This is a genomic window from Gordonia sp. GN26, assembly GCF_054823965.1.
In genome coordinates this window covers 12,022-28,992 of the sequence record NZ_JSYC01000176.1, presented here as the reverse complement: position 1 = coordinate 28,992, position 16,971 = coordinate 12,022, and the positions used below count along the sequence as shown (strand labels likewise).

17 protein-coding genes and 1 riboswitch are annotated in these 16,971 nt (G+C 69.1%); of the genes, 11 read left to right on the top strand and 6 right to left on the bottom strand.

What is annotated here, in order from left to right:
* From OK17_RS22535 to OK17_RS22525, 3 genes are all read left to right on the top strand, one after another.
* On the top strand, nt 1-451 hold a 451-nt coding region (locus tag OK17_RS22535), incomplete at its 5' end, for a GTP 3',8-cyclase MoaA family protein (RefSeq protein ID WP_461418818.1).
* Nucleotides 452-462: 11 nt separating this feature from the next.
* A complete protein-coding gene (locus tag OK17_RS22530; protein ID WP_232717245.1) occupies nt 463-711 on the top strand; it encodes a MoaD/ThiS family protein in 249 nt (82 codons plus the stop codon).
* 254 nt (nt 712-965) lie between these two features.
* A riboswitch (cyclic di-AMP (ydaO/yuaA leader) is annotated at nt 966-1,164 on the top strand.
* A gap of 5 nt (nt 1,165-1,169) precedes the next feature.
* Nucleotides 1,170-1,805 (top strand): transglycosylase family protein, encoded by a 636-nt coding sequence (locus OK17_RS22525; RefSeq protein ID WP_232717244.1) that lies wholly within the window; start codon nt 1,170-1,172, stop codon nt 1,803-1,805.
* Nucleotides 1,806-1,916: 111 nt separating this feature from the next.
* On the opposite strand, the gene OK17_RS22520 is transcribed toward OK17_RS22525, so the two are convergent.
* Nucleotides 1,917-2,768: a helix-turn-helix domain-containing protein gene (locus OK17_RS22520; RefSeq protein ID WP_461418817.1), complete on the bottom strand. Its 852-nt coding sequence runs from the start codon at nt 2,766-2,768 to the stop codon at nt 1,917-1,919.
* An 86-nt stretch (nt 2,769-2,854) separates the two neighbouring features.
* On the opposite strand from OK17_RS22520, the gene OK17_RS22515 reads away from it, so the two are divergent.
* On the top strand, nt 2,855-3,649 hold the full coding sequence (locus tag OK17_RS22515) for an SDR family NAD(P)-dependent oxidoreductase (protein ID WP_461418816.1): 795 nt from the start codon (nt 2,855-2,857) through the stop codon (nt 3,647-3,649).
* A gap of 48 nt (nt 3,650-3,697) precedes the next feature.
* Here the strand turns inward: OK17_RS22515 and OK17_RS22510 are convergent, their stop codons facing one another.
* Genes OK17_RS22510 through OK17_RS22495 form a run of 4 tightly spaced genes read right to left on the bottom strand, consistent with a single transcriptional unit; the run spans nt 3,698 to nt 5,432 of the window.
* Entirely contained in the window at nt 3,698-4,129 is a 432-nt protein-coding gene (locus tag OK17_RS22510) for a molybdenum cofactor biosynthesis protein MoaE (protein WP_006868179.1), read from the bottom strand.
* A gap of 37 nt (nt 4,130-4,166) precedes the next feature.
* Complete coding sequence (locus OK17_RS22505) at nt 4,167-4,670, bottom strand: MogA/MoaB family molybdenum cofactor biosynthesis protein (RefSeq protein ID WP_232717238.1); 504 nt, start codon at nt 4,668-4,670, stop codon at nt 4,167-4,169.
* Entirely contained in the window at nt 4,663-5,196 is a 534-nt protein-coding gene (moaC, locus tag OK17_RS22500) for a cyclic pyranopterin monophosphate synthase MoaC (protein ID WP_232717237.1), read from the bottom strand. Before moaC ends, OK17_RS22505 begins: the two co-directional genes overlap by 8 nt.
* A gap of 5 nt (nt 5,197-5,201) precedes the next feature.
* Nucleotides 5,202-5,432 carry a hypothetical protein gene (locus OK17_RS22495; RefSeq protein WP_006868182.1) on the bottom strand — a complete coding sequence of 77 codons (231 nt, stop codon included), beginning with the start codon at nt 5,430-5,432 and terminating at the stop codon, nt 5,202-5,204.
* Nucleotides 5,433-5,521: 89 nt separating this feature from the next.
* Between OK17_RS22495 and OK17_RS22490 the strand changes: the two genes are divergently transcribed.
* Complete coding sequence (locus OK17_RS22490; protein ID WP_232717236.1) at nt 5,522-7,717, top strand: RCC1 domain-containing protein; 2,196 nt, start codon at nt 5,522-5,524, stop codon at nt 7,715-7,717.
* 140 nt (nt 7,718-7,857) lie between these two features.
* Nucleotides 7,858-10,224, top strand: a complete 2,367-nt coding sequence (locus OK17_RS22485; protein ID WP_232717235.1) for a protein kinase domain-containing protein — start codon at nt 7,858-7,860, stop codon at nt 10,222-10,224.
* 24 nt (nt 10,225-10,248) lie between these two features.
* Here OK17_RS22485 and OK17_RS22480 read toward each other — a convergent pair whose 3' ends face one another.
* A complete protein-coding gene (locus OK17_RS22480; RefSeq protein ID WP_232717234.1) occupies nt 10,249-11,010 on the bottom strand; it encodes an IclR family transcriptional regulator in 762 nt (253 codons plus the stop codon).
* Between the two features lie 150 nt (nt 11,011-11,160).
* Here OK17_RS22480 and OK17_RS22475 point away from each other — a divergent pair, with 150 nt between their 5' ends.
* The 5 genes from OK17_RS22475 (at nt 11,161) to OK17_RS22455 (ending at nt 16,971) form a co-directional block, all read left to right on the top strand.
* A complete protein-coding gene (locus tag OK17_RS22475; RefSeq protein ID WP_232717233.1) occupies nt 11,161-12,429 on the top strand; it encodes a DUF6986 family protein in 1,269 nt (422 codons plus the stop codon).
* 51 nt (nt 12,430-12,480) lie between these two features.
* On the top strand, nt 12,481-13,293 hold the full coding sequence (locus tag OK17_RS22470) for a bifunctional allantoicase/(S)-ureidoglycine aminohydrolase (RefSeq protein ID WP_232717232.1): 813 nt from the start codon (nt 12,481-12,483) through the stop codon (nt 13,291-13,293).
* A 73-nt stretch (nt 13,294-13,366) separates the two neighbouring features.
* The gene (locus OK17_RS22465) at nt 13,367-14,029 is read left to right on the top strand and encodes a response regulator transcription factor (protein WP_461418815.1); all 663 of its coding nucleotides are present in this window, start codon (nt 13,367-13,369) and stop codon (nt 14,027-14,029) included.
* Nucleotides 14,030-14,032: 3 nt separating this feature from the next.
* Nucleotides 14,033-15,466, top strand: coding sequence for a sensor histidine kinase (locus OK17_RS22460; RefSeq protein WP_461418814.1), 1,434 nt, complete (start codon nt 14,033-14,035; stop codon nt 15,464-15,466).
* A gap of 113 nt (nt 15,467-15,579) precedes the next feature.
* Nucleotides 15,580-16,971 (top strand): MFS transporter, encoded by a 1,392-nt coding sequence (locus OK17_RS22455; RefSeq protein ID WP_461418813.1) that lies wholly within the window; start codon nt 15,580-15,582, stop codon nt 16,969-16,971.

The following is a 16,971-nucleotide window of genomic DNA, read 5'->3' as shown; positions in this document are numbered from 1 at the left end:
CATCGAACAGATGCCCCTCGACGCCGACCACGCCTGGCAGCGAAACCGGATGGTGACCGCCGACGAGATCCTCGCGACGCTGCGCACACGGTTCGATCTGCTGCCCGATCCGGCGCCGCGCGGCAGTGCCCCGGCGGCCACCTGGATCGTCGACGGTCATCGGACCTCGCGGGGCCCGGCCAAGGTCGGGTTGATCGCCTCGGTGACCCGTCCGTTCTGCGGCGACTGCGACCGCACCCGACTCACCGCCGACGGGTCGCTGCGCAACTGCCTGTTCGCCTCGTCGGAGACCGATCTGCGTGCCGTGCTGCGCACGCTGCCCGACGACGAGGTCGACGCCGCCGTCGCCGCCCTGTGGCGCTCCGACATGTGGCAGAAGGCTCCCGGACACGAGGTGAACGCGGCCGGCTTCGTCCAGCCGACGCGGCCGATGTCCGCCATCGGCGGATAGGCTCGGCCCCGATGAACCTCACCGTCCGCTTCTTCGCCGCTGCCCGGGCAGCCGCCGGTACCGACTCGCGTGTCGTCGACATCGACCCCGCGACCACCCTCGGCGACCTCGAGTCGACGCTGTCCGCCGGCAACGCCGAACTCGCAAAGGTGCTGGAGCGCTGCTCTTATCTCCGCGACGAGATCGCCTTCACTGACCGTTCACTCCCGCTCGGCACCTGCTCGACACTCGACGTCCTTCCCCCGTTCGCAGGTGGCTGACACCACAACCGCCTTGTGACCTTAGTCACATAACGGAGCGGTAACGAGATGGCCACGGGAGCGCATCCGGCCCGATGAACTGCGGTGACGCCGAAAGTTGGTCGCGAGACCAGGTTCTGAGCAAAAAATAAGTTGCGTACAAGCAGGTGAATCGGCCGATCGAACGACGTACTGTACGAAGCGACCTTCTCGAAGGTCACGGTAAGGAAACAGAACATACGTCCCGCCGGCCGCGCCGAGCCTCGCTCCGCCGGAGGGTACGACCGCACGAAATCTAGGAGCGAGGACGGGGGACCCAACCTCATCCCCTGAGACCGGGCACCACACCAGGTGTCCTCGGGGTTAAGTCCCAGGCGCAGAACCGTGATTAACAATCTCGGTGACGCACTGGGGCCGAGCAACCTCTCGCTCGAACCCGACAGCTGACTTCGTAGGCGCGTGGAGAGAGGAATCGATCTATGTCCGGACGTCATCGCAAGCAGACGACCAGCTCGACCACCAAGACCTTCACCAAGGTCGCCCTCACCGGCGCCGTTCTCGGTGGCGGAGCCGCCCTCCTGGGCACCGGTACCGCGAACGCCGCAACCGATGCCGAATGGAACCAGGTCGCCCAGTGCGAGTCCGGCGGTAACTGGGCCATCAACACCGGCAACGGCTACCACGGCGGCCTGCAGTTCTCGCCGAGCACCTGGAGCGGACACGGCGGCGGCGAGTTCGCCCCGACCGCCGAGCAGGCCACCCGCGAGGAGCAGATCGTCGTCGCCGAGCGCGTGCTCGCCTCGCAGGGCAAGGGCGCATGGCCCACCTGTGGCGTCGGCCTGTCGGGCCACACCCCGCGCACCGCGCCGAGCGATGTTCCGGCTCCGATCGTGAAGAAGCTCCAGGACGGCAACGGCAGCTTCAGCCTCGTCAAGGCTCCTGATGCCAAGACCACCGACGACGTCGCCAAGCAGGTCACCTCGGTTCTCACCGACGCCGGTGTGAGCCCCGAGGTCGAGAACCTCTGGAACGCGGCCAAGAACAGCGGTGTCTCGCTGAGCCCCGATCAGATCAAGCTGTTCAACGACAACAAGCACCTGCTGCCCAACCCCTGACGAGTAGCAGCCCTAACCTGTAGCAGCTCGGACACAATCCGCAGCGCACAGAGGGACCCAGACGAAGGGCCCCGCACGATGACTGATCCGTGCGGGGCCCTTTTCCAATTCTCAGGTGGCCTCCGACAGCCCGGCGGCGTCGGAACCCAGGACCTGCAATAGGGCGAGCGCTTCGGCGTCTGCCGAACCCGCCGGCGCGCTGTAGAGCACCAGATGCTGATCCCGCTCGGCGAGTTCCAGCGAATCGCAGTCGACCGTGATCTCTCCGACGACCGGATGCCGCAGGGTTTTCCGGAGCGTCGGTGCGGCAGCGACGTCGTGCTGGTCCCACAGCCGGGCGAACTGTGCGCTGCCTTCCCGGAGGTCCTCGACGAGACCGACGACCGCCGGGTCCGAGGGATAGCGGGTCGCCGCCAGCTGCAACCTCGCGACGACGTGGTGGCGGAACTCCGCGCCGTCGGAGATGCCGTACAGCGGCGCGGCGTCGTCGGTGAGGAACGCGCGGCGCGCGAGGTTGCGATCGGCCGGGCCGAGTTCGCCGAAGTCCTCCAGAAGCGCCGCCGCCAGATCGTTCCACGCGAGCACCTCGAAGATCGCCGACATCACGAAACCCGCGGTCTGCGGCATGCGGTTCAGGAGGGCGACGATGCTCGGCCGCACGTCCCGCCGGTGGAGGGAGTTTCGCAGTGGCGCCGTTCCGGCGAGCATGTGCAGATGGTCGGACTCTTCATCGGTGAGCAGCAGCGCTCCGGCGATGCCGACGAGGACCTCCGCCGACGGCCGGGGCGCGCGGCCCTGCTCGAGCCGCACGTAGTACTCGGTCGAGATGTGTGCGAGCACCGCGACCTCCTCCCGTCTCAGACCAGGGGTTCGACGCCGGGTGCCGGCCGGCAGACCGACGTCCTCCGGCTGCAAACGCTCACGTCGACTCCGCAGGAAAGAGGCGAGCCCGTGCTTGTCCATACCTCGAGTGTGCGTCCGATCGGCCGGCGGAGAGTAGTACTGCCTGTGCCTGAATGAGCTCGCCCGTCGCGGCCACGCTGAATTCCATGAACCAGAACACCGAAATCCGGTCCACCCCGTCCATCGGCCTGCTCACCGGCAAGGTCATCTTCATCAGCGGCGCCAGCCGCGGAATCGGCGCCGCCGCAGCCCATCTGTTCGCCCACGAGGGCGCCTCGGTGGTGCTCGGCGCGCGCGGCGTCGATGCCCTCGAGCGGATCGTCGACGACATCCGGTCGACCGGCGGCACCGCCGACGCGGTGGCCCTCGACCTGGCCGACGATGCCGGTGTCCACGCCGCGATCGCGCGTGCCGAGGAGCTGCACGGCCGCCTCGACGGCGCGTTCAACAACGGCGCCGTCATCCAGGAGGCACCCGGTCCGCTGCAGGACACCACGGCCGCCGACATCGACCGGCAGTTCGCGGTGAACTTCCGAGCGCACTGGATCGCGATGAATGCCGAAGCCGAGCTGATGCGGCGCAATGGCGGCGGCGCGATCGTGAACACCTCGAGCATCGGCTCGCGACGCGCCAACCCCGACCTTCCCGCCTACGGCGCGATGAAGCGCGCACTGAACAGCATCACCGAGACCGCGGCCGTCAGCTGGGCACGCGACGGCATCCGCGTCAACGGGCTCACACCCGGTGGCACCGCCACCGAGATGATCGACGAGTGGGAGGCGGCCAGCCCGGGAGTCTCCCGATGGATCAGCGAGTCCACTCCCCTCGGCCGGATGGCCGAACCGCGCGAGATCGCCGAGGTCGCCGCGTTCCTGCTCAGCGACCGCGCCTCATTCGTCACGGGCGCGATCGTGCCCGTCGACGGTGGTGCCGGGGCCTAGGCCCTTCGCTCCCTGAGGTGTGAGGAGCGCAGCGACGAGCCTCGACGGTTAAGCCGAGTTGATCCACTCCTCGGTGCCGTCGTCGTAGTACTGGTGCTTCCACACCGGGATACGCGCCTTGACCTCGTCGACGAGCCGGGCGCAGGTCTCGAAGGCGGCGCGGCGGTGGTCGGCGGCCACGGCGACCACGAAGGCGACGTCGCCGATCTCGAGGTCGCCGACGCGGTGCGAGACAGCGACCGCGCGGACACCCTCGACCGCCGACACCTCTTCGACGACCTCGGCGAGCACCTTCGGCGCCGTCGGATGGGCGGAGTAGGCCAGTTCGGCGACGGTCCGGCCGCCGTCGTGGTCGCGGACCGCCCCGACGAAGCCGACGATCGCACCGGCCTTGCCGTCCGAGGCGTCGGCGACCATCGCCTCGTGGTCGGCGAGCCCGATGGGCTGGTCCGACACCGCGGTGTGTACGACTACGGTCATTGGTCAATCCTGTCTTGTCACGGTGATCGGGGGACGATCAGTGATCCCCGCCGCGGATCTGATCGAGGGCGTGGTGCACGACGCCGGTGAGGACGGCCAGGCCGTCCCGCACGCCGCCGGTCGAGCCGGGAAGGTTCACCACCAGTGTGGTCCCGGCGATACCGGCGAGGCCACGCGAGAGCACGGCCGTCGGGACCTTCGGCAGTCCCGCCGCGCGGATGGCGTCGGCGAGGCCGGGGATCTCGACGTCGAGCAGCGGCCGGGTCTCCTCGGGGGTGCGGTCGGTCGGTGACAGACCCGTTCCCCCGGTGGTGAGGACGAGGTCGACGCCGGCGTAGACCGCGGCGCGGATCGCGGCGCCCACCGGCGGACCGTCGGCCACCACATCGCGCTCGGCGACGGAGAAACCCTGCTCGACGAGCCAGGCCTCGATGATCGGGCCGGTGCGATCGGGGTAGACCCCGGTGCTCGCCCGCGTCGACGCGACGACGATCTGGGCGACGCGTTGCCGCGCGGGGTCGGGAGGGGTGGTCTCAGCCATCGGACGGGGCGTCCCGCAGCCAGTCGCCGGATTTGCCGCCGGTCTTCTCGAGCAGGCGGATGCCGTCCATGCGGGCGCGCTTGTCCACGGCCTTGACCATGTCGTGCAGCGTCAACCCGGTGACGGCGACCGCGGTGAGGGCCTCCATCTCGACGCCCGTCTGGCCGGAGGTGGCTACGGTCGCGGTCACGTCGATGGAGTCGGTGCCGATGGTGAAGTCGACCTCGACCGACGACAACGCCAGCTGATGGCACAGCGGGATCAGCTCGTCGGTGCGCTTGGCCGCCATGATCCCGGCGATGCGGGCGGTCGCCAGGACATCGCCTTTGGGCAGCTTCGACTCACTGAGGAGGCCGATCACCTCGGCCGTGGTGTGGAAGGTGCCGCCGGCGATCGCACGCCGCTTGGTCGATGCCTTGTGCCCGACGTCGACCATGCGCGCCGTGCCGCTGCCGTCGATGTGCGACAGGCGGCCGCCTTCCTCCGGAGAGACCGACCCGCCGCTGGGAGTTCCGGTGGTCGGCATCGGCGTCAGCGGTTGACGACCGTCTTCGCCTGCACGAACGGCAGGTCGTCGACCGGGAGCGGGAACTCGGTGTCACCGAACGGGGACAGCGCACCCGAGATGTGCGTCGCGAGCTCGGAGACCGCGTGGTCGGGATGGTTGCCGTCCTCGTCCTTCGGCCAGCCGTTGTCGACGTAGTGCTTCTTGCCGGCTTTGTCACCACTGTTGTTTGCCACGGGAGCATTGTGCCACGCCATTCGAATGAAAGAAGTGCGGTGTCCGGGGCATGGCGGCCGGACCGGGGCTATCGTCGTCGCATCACAGGTCACGCCACCAGGAGGCGCTGATGGCCCACCACCCAGAAGAGGTCGCCGGCTACCGCGTGATCAGCCGCCTGGGCACGGGCGGTATGGGCACGGTCTACCTGGTGGAGAACCCCCAACTCCGACGCCGCGAAGCACTCAAGGTCATCTCGGTCGCCGAGACCGTCGACGAGGAATTCGTCCGCCGGTTCAGCCGGGAGGCCCAGACCGCGGCGTCCCTCGACCACCCGAACATCGTCACGATCTTTCACTACGGCGTCACCGACGACGATCCGTGGTTCACCATGGCCTACCTCGACGGAAGGGATCTGCGGGGCGGCTCGTTCCGGCCGGACGAGATCCTCACGATCGTCGATCGCGTCGCCGACGCCCTCGACTACGCGCACACCCACGGTGTCGTGCACCGTGACATCAAACCGGGCAACATCCTCGTCACCCGGCGGGCGATGGACGACGCCCTCGACCGGGTCGTGGTCCTCGACTTCGGGATCGCGAAACTCGCCACCGCGACCACGCTGACCGCGCCGTCGTCGTTCGTGGGCACCCTGGTCTACGCCGCCCCGGAGATCCTCGACGGCAAACCGGCCGGCCCGGCGTCGGATCAGTACGCGCTCGCCTGCACCGCTTACGAACTGCTGTCCGGCGCGACGCCGTACGAGGCGGACACCCAGACCCGGCACATCGTCGCGAAGCTGACGTCACCGCCGGAGCGGATCAGCCGGTACCGGCCCGATCTCGCCGCGCTCGACCCCGTCTTCGACCGCGCCCTGGCCCGCGGCCCGCTGGACCGCTATCCCACGTGCACCGACTTCGCCCTCGATCTGCGGCGGGCGCTCGCCGCGACCGGCACCGACGCCGCGGCGACGCGGATCGTCCCGCCGCGGGCCGGTCCGACGACACGGCCACCGCCCGCGCAGCACCCGTATTCCGGACCACAACCACCTCGGTATGGGCCGGGGCCGCCGCAGGAGACGCAGCAACTCTCCGCACCGGGCTTCACTCCCCCGCTACCCGGCCACTCCGCACCCACCCGGGCAGCACCGCCGGGCGGACGACGCCGTTGGCCGCTGCTCGCGGGCGCGATCGGGGTCGTCGCGCTGCTCGCGGTGGCCGCGACCGTCGTTCTCCTCACGCGTGGCGACGAGCACAGCGGCGGCACCGGCGGTTCGAGTCCGCAGGCGGCCGCGGCCGAGGAGGTGCAACTCAGTGCCGGTCTCGGTACCACCTGTGCGATCCGCGATGGCGCCGCCTGGTGCTGGGGTGACAACCAGGCCGGACAACTCGGCGATGGCACCACGACGAACCGCTGGACACCCACCCGCGTCGCCGATCTCACCGGCGTCACCTCGATCAGCACCGGCGGGCCCAACACCTGCGCTGTCGCCGAGGGCATCGCCTATTGCTGGGGCAACAACGACTACGGACAACTCGGCGACGGCACGACGACCAGCCGCCCGAAGCCGACCCGGGTGGCCGACCTCGCCGACGTCACCGCGATCTCGACCGCCAACTGGGCCACGTGCGCCATCGCAGCCGGGTCTGCATATTGTTGGGGCACAAACGATTTCGATCAGGTGGGCGATGGTTCGACAGCCAACCAGTACCGTCCGGTGCGTGTCGCCGGGCTCGAGGACGTGACCTCGATCAGTGTCGGCGTCAACTTCGCGTGTGCGGTCGCCGGCGGCGACGCGTACTGCTGGGGACTCAACGACAACGGGCAGATCGGGGATGGCACCACCGACAACCGGTCCGAGCCCACCCGCGTGGCCGACCTCGACGCCGCGACCTCGGTGTCGGCGGGCGATCAGGCCACCTGCGCCATCGCGGGCGGCAGCGCATATTGCTGGGGCGACAACGCTTTCGGACAACTCGGCGACGGCACCAACGACTCGCGCACCACCGCAACACTCGTCTCCGGCGTCGACGACGTGACCGCGATCAGCACCGGAACCGGGCACACCACCTGCGCGATCGCGGGCGGTGTCGGCTACTGCTGGGGCGCCAACGCCTGGGGGTCGGTCGGGGACGGCACCCTGGAGGACCGCCCGAATCCCACGCGGCTCAACGGATTGTCCGATGTAACCGCGATCTCGACGGGCGACCGGACGACGTGCGCACTCGCGTCCTCGGACGTCTGGTGCTGGGGTTTCAACGCCACCGGTCAGCTCGGTGTCGGCAGCACCGACGACAAGCTGACGCCCACCCGGATCGGGTACTAGACATGGCCGTCATCCACTCGGCGGTCATCCGATTGACGGGTGCCCCGGACCGGTGCCGCATCGGTATCGTCCCAGCGTACGACCGCGACGAGTCCGAGTTCTCCCGTATTCGCTTCTCACCGTAAGAAAGAGGTGTCGCCGTGCCACTGAGTCCGGGCACCCACATCGCCGGTTACCGCGTCATCTCCCAGCTGGGCGCCGGCGGCATGGGCGAGGTGTATCTCGTCGAGAACCTGCAACTCGAGCGGCGTGAGGCGTTGAAGGTCATCTCGACCGCCGTCAGCGCCCAGCCCGGGTTCAACCAGCGCTTCACCAACGAGGCGAAGACCACCGCGAAACTCGATCACCGCAGCATCATCACGATCCACCAGTACGGCATCGAGGACGGTTCGCCGTGGTTCTCGATGAGCTACGTCGACGGCAAGGACCTCACCGAGGAGCGACTGAAGCCGGCCGAGGTCTCGACGGTCGTCACCCAGGTCGCCGACGCCCTCGACTACGCACACCGTCATCAGGTGGTGCACCGGGACATCAAGCCCGCCAACATCCTCGTCACCCGCGACCCCGGCTCTGGAGTGATCGATCGTGCCCTCGTCCTCGACTTCGGCATCGCGAAACTCGCCGGCTCGGCCAACCTGACCGGCACCCACTCGTTCATCGGGACCGTCGCGTTCTCCGCACCGGAGACCCTCGAGGGTGCCGACGCCACAGCACGTTCCGACCAGTACTCGCTGGCCTGCACCGCGTACGCACTGCTCGCGGGACAGCCACCGTTCGTCGGCCAGTCCGAGCCGTCGGTGATGCTCGGTCACATCCAGCGGCCGGTCCCCCACATCGGCCAGTTGCGCGGCGACCTCGCGCATCTCGACCCCGTCTTCCAGCGCGCCCTCGCCAAGGACCCGGCGGCACGCTACCCCGACTGCCGCAGCTTCGCCGCCGCCCTCGAGTCGGTGATCGCATCGCCGTCAGCGAAGGGCAACACGATCGCGGCCGCATCGGTTCCCCCGCCGACGCTCGTCGGCGGCAGCACCGGCGCACCGTCGGCCCCGCAGCCGTTGTACGGCCGGCCCTACGGGCAGAACACCCCGCCTCCGCAACCGACGATGACCGGACCATCCGGCCCGCAGCCGCTGATGAACCACCCCTCGGGGCCCGGCGCGACCGCGAGCATCTCTGGCCCCCAACCACTTCACAGTTCACGGCCGCAAGCTGCGATGGCGTACGCGCCGACCGGTTACCCGGGCGCATCGGGGACACCGAAGAAGAAGCGCACCGGCCTGATCATCGCCGGCGTCCTGGGTGCCGTGCTGGTCGTCGTCATCGGCGCGATCGCCGGGTTGGTGCTCCTGAGCAGCACCGCCGACGATCCCGAAAAGGCAATCGTCGCTCAGCCTTTGGTGAGCACCAACTTCGGCACCAGCTGCGCCATCGTCAACGAAACCGTGAACTGCTGGGGCGACAACACGACCGGCCAGCTCGGCGACGGGACGACCACTCCGCACAGTCGTCCGGCCACGGTCGGCGGTGTCACCGACGCGACGTCGGTCTCCGTCGGCGGCTACCTGACCGGTGAGAACAAGTATGTCGGCACGACGTGCGCGGTTGCCGCCGGCGAGGCGTGGTGCTGGGGCAACAACCACTACGGCGAGGTCGGCAACGGCTCCGACGGCAACACCGTCGACACCGCGACCAAGGTCGGCACGCTCTCCGATGTCAAGGCCATCACCACCGGCTGGGGCACCAGCTGCGCGATCGCCGGCACCGACGCTTTCTGTTGGGGCAACAACGAATACGGCCAGCTGGGCACCGGCGGCACCGACGCCGTCTCGGTCCCGACCAAGGTCCCGGGCCTCGGTGTCGTCACCGACATCTCCACCGCCTACGGCACCACCTGTGCCGTGTCCGACGGGTCGGCGTTCTGCTGGGGCAACAACGACAGCGGCCAGATCGGTGACGGCAGCACCACCGAACGGTCAGCGCCGGTGAAGGTCGGCGGGCTCGGCGAGGTCACCGACATCACCCTCGGCGGCTACCACGAGTCGGCCCCCGACGACGACAACGACCCGGCCACCAACACCAGCACCTACTTCCAGACGGCCTGCGCGATCGCCGGCGGGGACGCGTACTGCTGGGGCGCCAATGCCTACGGCCAGATCGGCAACGGCACGGCCGAACCGCGCAAGACGCCCACCAAGGTGAACACCATCGCCAAGGCGTCGGCCATCTCCACCGATTGGGGAACCACCTGCGCGGCCGCCGACGGAAAGGCCTGGTGTTGGGGCGACAACGACCGCAGCCAGCTCGGTTCCAGCGGCGGCTCGGTGAAGATCCCGCGCGAGGTCGCCAGCCTGACCGACGTCACCTCGGTCTCGACCGGCAACGGCACGTCATGCGCGATGGCGTCGGGATCGGTCTGGTGCTGGGGCTTCAACAACGACGGTCAGATCGGCGACGGCTCGAGCGGCGACTCGGCCAACCGCACGTCCCCGACCAAGCTCACCATCTGACACCGCCGCACGATGGCGAGTCGGCTACGACTCCTTCGCGCCGATAAGAGCCTCGGAGATGGTGTCCGCCGCCGCCCGCAGGGCGCCGACCGCCCGCGCGCGCAGATCGTCGTCGAACCGGGCGACCGGGCCCGAGATGCCGACCGCCATCGGCGTCGGCGCACCGGGTACGGCGACGGCCATGCCGCAGACCCCGACCTCGTACTCCTGCTCGTCGGTGGCGACACCCTCCGCGCGCACCTGTTCGACGGCCGCGAAGACGCCGGACAACGAGGTGACGCTCCACTCGGTGGCGGGCGTGAGTCCGGCCTGGGTGACGTGCTTGAGGATGCGGGCATCGTCGAGCTCGGCGAGGACCGCCTTGCCGACCGCGGTGTTGTGCATCGTCACCCGACGCCCGACCTCGTTGTTGGTGCGCATGCTGTGCGGTGAGGGGACCTGCGCCGCGTAGATGACCATGTCGCCGTCGAGCACGGCGAGGCTCGCGGTCTCACTGAGTTCGGCGACGAGCGAGCCCAGTACCGGTGCGGCGGCCGCGCCGAGTTGCCGGTTGGCCACCTCGCCGAGGCGGATCAGCCGCGGGCCCAGCGCATATGACCGGTTCGGCAGTTGCCGGACGTACCCGATGCCCACGAGCGTGCGCAGCAACCGGTGGATGGTCGGCGGCGGCAGCGGCGACTCCGACGACAGATGACTCAGGGAGCACTCGCCACCGGCGCGACCGATGAGTTCGAGGAGCTCGAAAGCCCGCTCGACCGACTGGACACCACCCGAGTTACCCGCCATTCCCACCTCCACAGTTCGGCGAAAGATTACGTTCCATGATGTGAAACCACAATCGGGGTCCACCCTCACCTCGTCCTGACGACGTGCATGGAATCAGGTAAAGTCCACTCTGCGGAATTATTTTTCCATCTGATCGACGGAGGACTCCTCATGAGCGTGCAGACCGGCCGCCTCGGTGCGGCCTTCCTGGCCGAGGTCGAGGCAGCCCTCGCCCCGGCGGACGCCCTCCTGTCCGAGAGGTATCCGGGCGACGACGGCAGCCGGCAGCCGGTCCACACCGTCTACGTCCCCGCCGACCGGTTCTCCGCCGACCTCGCGCAGCAGTGGGGCCGCACGGCGCTGGACACCGCCGCCGACCACGGGGGCCTCGACGCGGTCGCCCGCGCAACCGTGGCCCGAAGCGACTCCACCGCAACCGAACTCGCAACCCTCGTCGAGGCGAAGCTGCGCAGCGAGCCCATCGAGGATCTGCGCGTCGACTTCGAGGACGGCTATGGCGTCCGCTCCGACGACGAGGAGGACGCAGCCGTGGCGGCTGCCGTCGCCGCCATCCGCGACGCCGGCGACACCACGCCGCCGTTCCTCGGCATCCGCTTCAAATGCTTCGAGGCCGATGTGCGGGCTCGTGGCCTGCGCACCCTCGACCTGTTCATCTCCGGACTCGCCGGCACCGGCGACCTCCCGTCCGGCCTGACGCTGACCCTGCCGAAGGTGACCTCGACCGATCAGGTGACCGCGATGGTCACCGTCGCCCGCGAGCTCGAGCGCATCCACGAGCTGCCGGAGGGTCGGATCGGTTTCGAGATCCAGGTGGAGACCCCGCAGTCGGTGATGGGCGTCGACGGTTCGGCGCCGGTCGCGAAGATGATCCACGCCGGTGAGGGCCGGGTGACCGCGTTGCACTACGGGACCTACGACTACTCCGCGTCCCTCGGTATCTCCGCCGCCTACCAGTCGATGGAACATCCGGCCGCCGATCACGCGAAGGCCGTGATGCAGCTGGCCGCGGCCGGCACCGGTGTGCGCCTGTCCGACGGGTCGACCAACATCCTCCCGGTCGGCGACCGCGAGGCCGTCGAAGCCGGTTGGGCCCTGCACTCGCGCCTGGTCCGCCGCCACCTCGAACGCGGCTTCTATCAGGGCTGGGATCTCCATCCCGCCCAGCTCGTCACCCGCTTCCTCGCGACGTACGCCTTCTACCGCGACGGATTCGATTCCGCCGCAGAGCGTCTGCGCAACTATGCGCACCAGATCTCGTCGTCGGTGCTCGACGAACCGGCGACCGCCCGCTCACTCGCCGGCTTCATCCGCCGCGGCGAGGTGTGCGGCGCACTGACCGTCGACGAGGTCGAGACCGCCACCGACCTGCCCATCGCGAAGGTGCGCGAACTCGCGCTCCACCGGCCGCCCGCCGCCTGAGACCGCAAGCCCCGAACGACCATCCAGCAATCCGCCGAAGAGGACACCACGATGACCGTCTCCCCGTACTACACCCCCGCCGGTGGACTCCCGCCGCAGACCGACCTGCTCTCCGACCGCGCGATCGTCACCGAGGCCTACACGGTGATCCCGCGCGGCGTGCTCCGCGACATCGTCACCTCGGTCTTCCCCGAGTGGACCGGCACCCGCGCCTGGGTCATCAACAGCCCGGTTCCCGGTGGCGCGCAGACCTTCTCGCAGTCGATCGTCGAGGTCGCGCCGGGCGGCGGATCGGATGCCCCGGAGCCGCAGCCGGAGGTCGAGGGCTTTCTCTTCGTCACCGCGGGCACGCTGACCGTCACCGTCGCCGGTGAGGAGCGCACGCTGACCGAGGGCGGATTCGCGTTCCTGCCCGCAGGCACCGCATGGTCGGCGCACAACCGCAGCGACGCCACCACGACCTTCCACTGGATCCGCAAGCGCTACCAGCCGATCGCGGGTCACACCCCGGCCCCGAAGTTCGGCAACGAGCGCGACATCGAGCCCACCCCGATGCCCGACACCGACGCGTGGAGCACCACCCGGATGCTCGACCCGCAGGACCTGGCCTACGACATGCACGTCAACGTCGTCACCTTCAAGCCCGGGGGATCGATCCCGTTCGCCGAGACCCACGTGATGGAACACGGCCTCTACGTCCTCGAGGGCAAGGCCGTCTACCGCCTCAACGGCGACTGGGTCGAGGTTCAGGAGGGCGACTACATGTCCCTGCGCGCCTTCTGCCCCCAGGCCTGCTACGCCGGCGGACCGTCGGACTTCCGCTACCTGCTCTACAAGGACGTCAACCGGCAGATCGCCCTCTGACCCTGTCCGTCACCGGCGCACCCGCGAGGTGGCACCGGTTCCCCGGTCACCCGCTGTCGTACCGTGAGAGGCGATGCGTATCGCGGTGGTGGAGGACGACGACGGGGTCGGTGACGCCCTCGTCGACGCCCTGGTCGAGGTCGGCCACGAACCCCGCCGAATGCGGCGCGGGGCTGACCTCCTGCTCGGTCACCGGGACTTCGACCTCGCCCTTCTGGACCTGGGGCTACCCGACGAGGACGGCCTGACCGTACTGCGCAGGTTGCGGACGGTCAGCCGGCTACCGGTCGTCGTTCTCACCGCACGCGACGACGAACGATCGGTGGTGCGGGCACTGCGCGGCGGCGCCGACGATTACGTCGTCAAACCGGCTCGGCTCGGCGAGCTGATGGCGCGCCTGGAGGTCGCCGCCCGCCGGCGGGTCGCCGACGCACCGGACCCCGCGGGGCGACAGATATCGACCGGCGATATCACAGTCGACCTCGATGCGCGACGGGTCACCGTGGCCGACGCCGACGTGGCGCTCACCCCGAAGGAGTTCGAACTCCTCGCGCACCTCGTCGGACGCCGCGGCGAGGCGGTGAGCCGCGAACAGTTGATGGATGCGATCTGGGGCGACGCCTACGTCGCGATCTCCCGTAGCCTCGACGTCCACATGACCGCACTCCGGGCCAAGCTCGGCAGACCCGGCGTGATCGAGACGATCCGCGGGTACGGCTACCGCTGGGGCTCCTGAGCGATGTGGCGGCGTGTGCTGCTCGTTCTCGTCGCCTATTCGGCGATCGTCGTCCTGGGCTTGGCCGTCCCCCTCGCCTCGACCGTGAGTCGCGAACGGCTGCAGCGGTTCACCGAGAGCCGGACCGCGTCCGCGACCTATTTCGCCGACCTCGCCGATCGCGAACCGGAGATACGGGGCACCGAGCTGCAGCAGGCTGTCGAGCGCTACAGCGCCCTCTACGGCGAGGGTGTCGTGGTGGTCGATCGAGCCGGTACGACGCGCGCCTCGGCCGGCCTCTCGGCCCGCTCGCCGGAGGTCTCCGAAGCGGTCTCCGAGGCGTTGCGCAACCAGCGCACGCGGATCCCGTCGGGACTGACTCCCTGGTCGCCCGCATCGGTACTGGTGTCCCAGCCGATCGGTACGGGGAGTCAGGTCGACGGCGCGGTCGTCATCGCAGCGTCGACGTCAGCGGCGAAACGGGATGTCACCAGGTACTGGGCGATGATCGCCGGTGGTGCTCTCGCCATGCTGCTCGTGGGGTCGCTGATCGCGGTTGCGTTGTCGCGCTGGACAGTTCGTCCCCTCACCGCGTTGACGACCCGGGTGCGATCTCTGCGCGCGTCCATCGTCGACCACGTTCCGGATGCGGTCGAACCGACGCCGGACGGACATCGCGACCCTCGGCGCAGCGGCCCGCCGGAGGTCCGTGAGCTGGCCCGCATCTTCGACGCGATGGCCGACGACGTCGAGAACGCCACCGCGGCCCAGCGCCGTCTGGTCGCCGACACCGCTCACGCTCTGCGTAATCCGCTCGCCGCGGTCCGGTTTCGGCTCGACACTCTGGGTCTCGGCCTGACCGGCCGATCGCTCGCCTCGCATGAGAAGACACTCGTCGAGATCGATCGCCTGGACCGCATCGTCGAGGACCTGCTCGTCCTGGCCACCGCCGAGTCGCGGCCCGCTGTGTCCGCCACCGGCATCTGCGACGCCGCCACGGTGCTGGCCGAACGCCACGACTTCTGGGCAGGTGCGTTCGCCGACGCGGGACTGTCGGCGTCGGTCACCTTGCCGACGGAGCGGCATCGATCGATGATCGCGGCGGTCGACGAGGACGACCTCATCCGGGTGCTGGACGTCCTGATGAGCAATGCGGTCAACCATGCCGGCCCGGACGCGTCGGTCGAGCTGGGTTGCCGGTCCGAAGGGTCGCGTATCCGTGTCTGGGTCGCCGACACCGGTCGCGGTGTGCCCGACGCCGAGCTGGATCGCGTGACGGAACGGTTCTTCCGCGCGGAGACCGGCAGCGCACCCGGGTCCGGACTCGGGTTGTCCATCGCCCGCGCCCTGGTCGAGGGGGCCGGGGGCGAACTGGCGGTGAGTGCCGGACGCCCTACGGGACTGCGGGTCGACCTCTGGATCCCGGCGGCGGACCTCGCGCCGGACGTCGAGTCCTAAGGGAGTGTTAGGAAACCGAGATCGGCTTTCGTCGAGCCTGTGACTGCCTTCACAGTGTTAGAGGCACCGACGCCGGACTCGTGTCGGGCGCACGTTCGACGACTGGAGGACTGATGACCGACTCGACCGCCCGGCTCGCCGCGGATGCGCGGAGCGCACCACCGACATCCTCGGCCGCGGCCACTCGCCGCGCCGTGTACAACACCCTGCGCGGGTCCTCCGGCAACCTCGTCGAGTGGTACGACGTCTACGTCTACACGGTGTTCGCGACGTACTTCGAGAGCCAGTTCTTCGATTCGGCCGACAAGAACTCGACCGTCTACGTGTACGCCATCTTCGCCGTCACCTTCCTGATGCGGCCGGTCGGTTCCTGGTTCTTCGGCCGCTACGCCGACCGTCGGGGTAGGCGCGCGGCGCTGACGTTCAGCGTGTCGTTGATGGCCGCATGCTCGTTGGTCATCGCACTGACGCCGGGCCGAGAATCGATCGGCGTGTGGGCGGCGGTCGTCCTGGTCCTCTGTCGTCTGGTTCAGGGGTTCGCCACCGGCGGCGAGTACGGCGCGTCGGCGACGTACATGTCCGAGGCGGCCACGCGTGAGCGACGTGGATTCTTCTCGTCGTTCCAGTACGTCACGCTGATCGGCGGACACGTGCTGGCGCAGCTCACGCTGCTCGTGATGCAGGGCTTCCTCGACAAGGACCAGATCTCCGACTTCGGTTGGCGCATAGCGTTCCTCATCGGCGGTGTGGCCGCGGTCGTCGTCTTCTGGCTGCGCCGCAGCATGGACGAGTCGCTCACCCCGGAGCAGTTGGAGGCCGTGCGCACCGGCGCCGATTCCGAGTCCGGATCGATCCGCGAGCTCATCCTGCACCACTGGCGCTCGCTGATGGTCTGCTTCCTGGTCACCATCGGCGGCACCATCGCCTTCTACACCTACAGCGTGAACGCCCCGGCCATCGTCAAGACCGCCTACGAGGACCACGGCCGCGTCGGCACGTGGATCAACCTGATCGGACTGGTGTTCCTGATGGCCCTGCAGCCGATCGGCGGGATGATCAGCGACAAGGTCGGACGCAAGCCGGTGCTCGTCTTCTTCGGTGTCGGCGGCGTCATCTACACCTACGTCCTGATCACCTACCTGCCCCAGACCACCTCGGTGGCCGCGTCGCTGACGCTGCTCGGTATCGGCTACATCATCCTCACCGGCTACACCTCCATCAACGCGATCGTGAAGGCCGAACTGTTCCCGTCGCACGTCCGTGCTCTCGGCGTGGGCCTCGGTTACGCCCTCGCCAACTCGGCGTTCGGCGGCACCGCACCGCTGATCTACCAGGCGGCGAAGAACGGCGGTCACGTCCCGTGGTTCATCGCCTACGTCACGGCCGTGATCGCGGTATCGCTGCTGGTCTACATCTTCGTGCTGCGCAACAAGGCGGAGACGCCACTCGACCGCGAACAGGGGCGGGCCTTCGTCGGCGCAGAGATCGGTGCGCGGCGCGCCTAA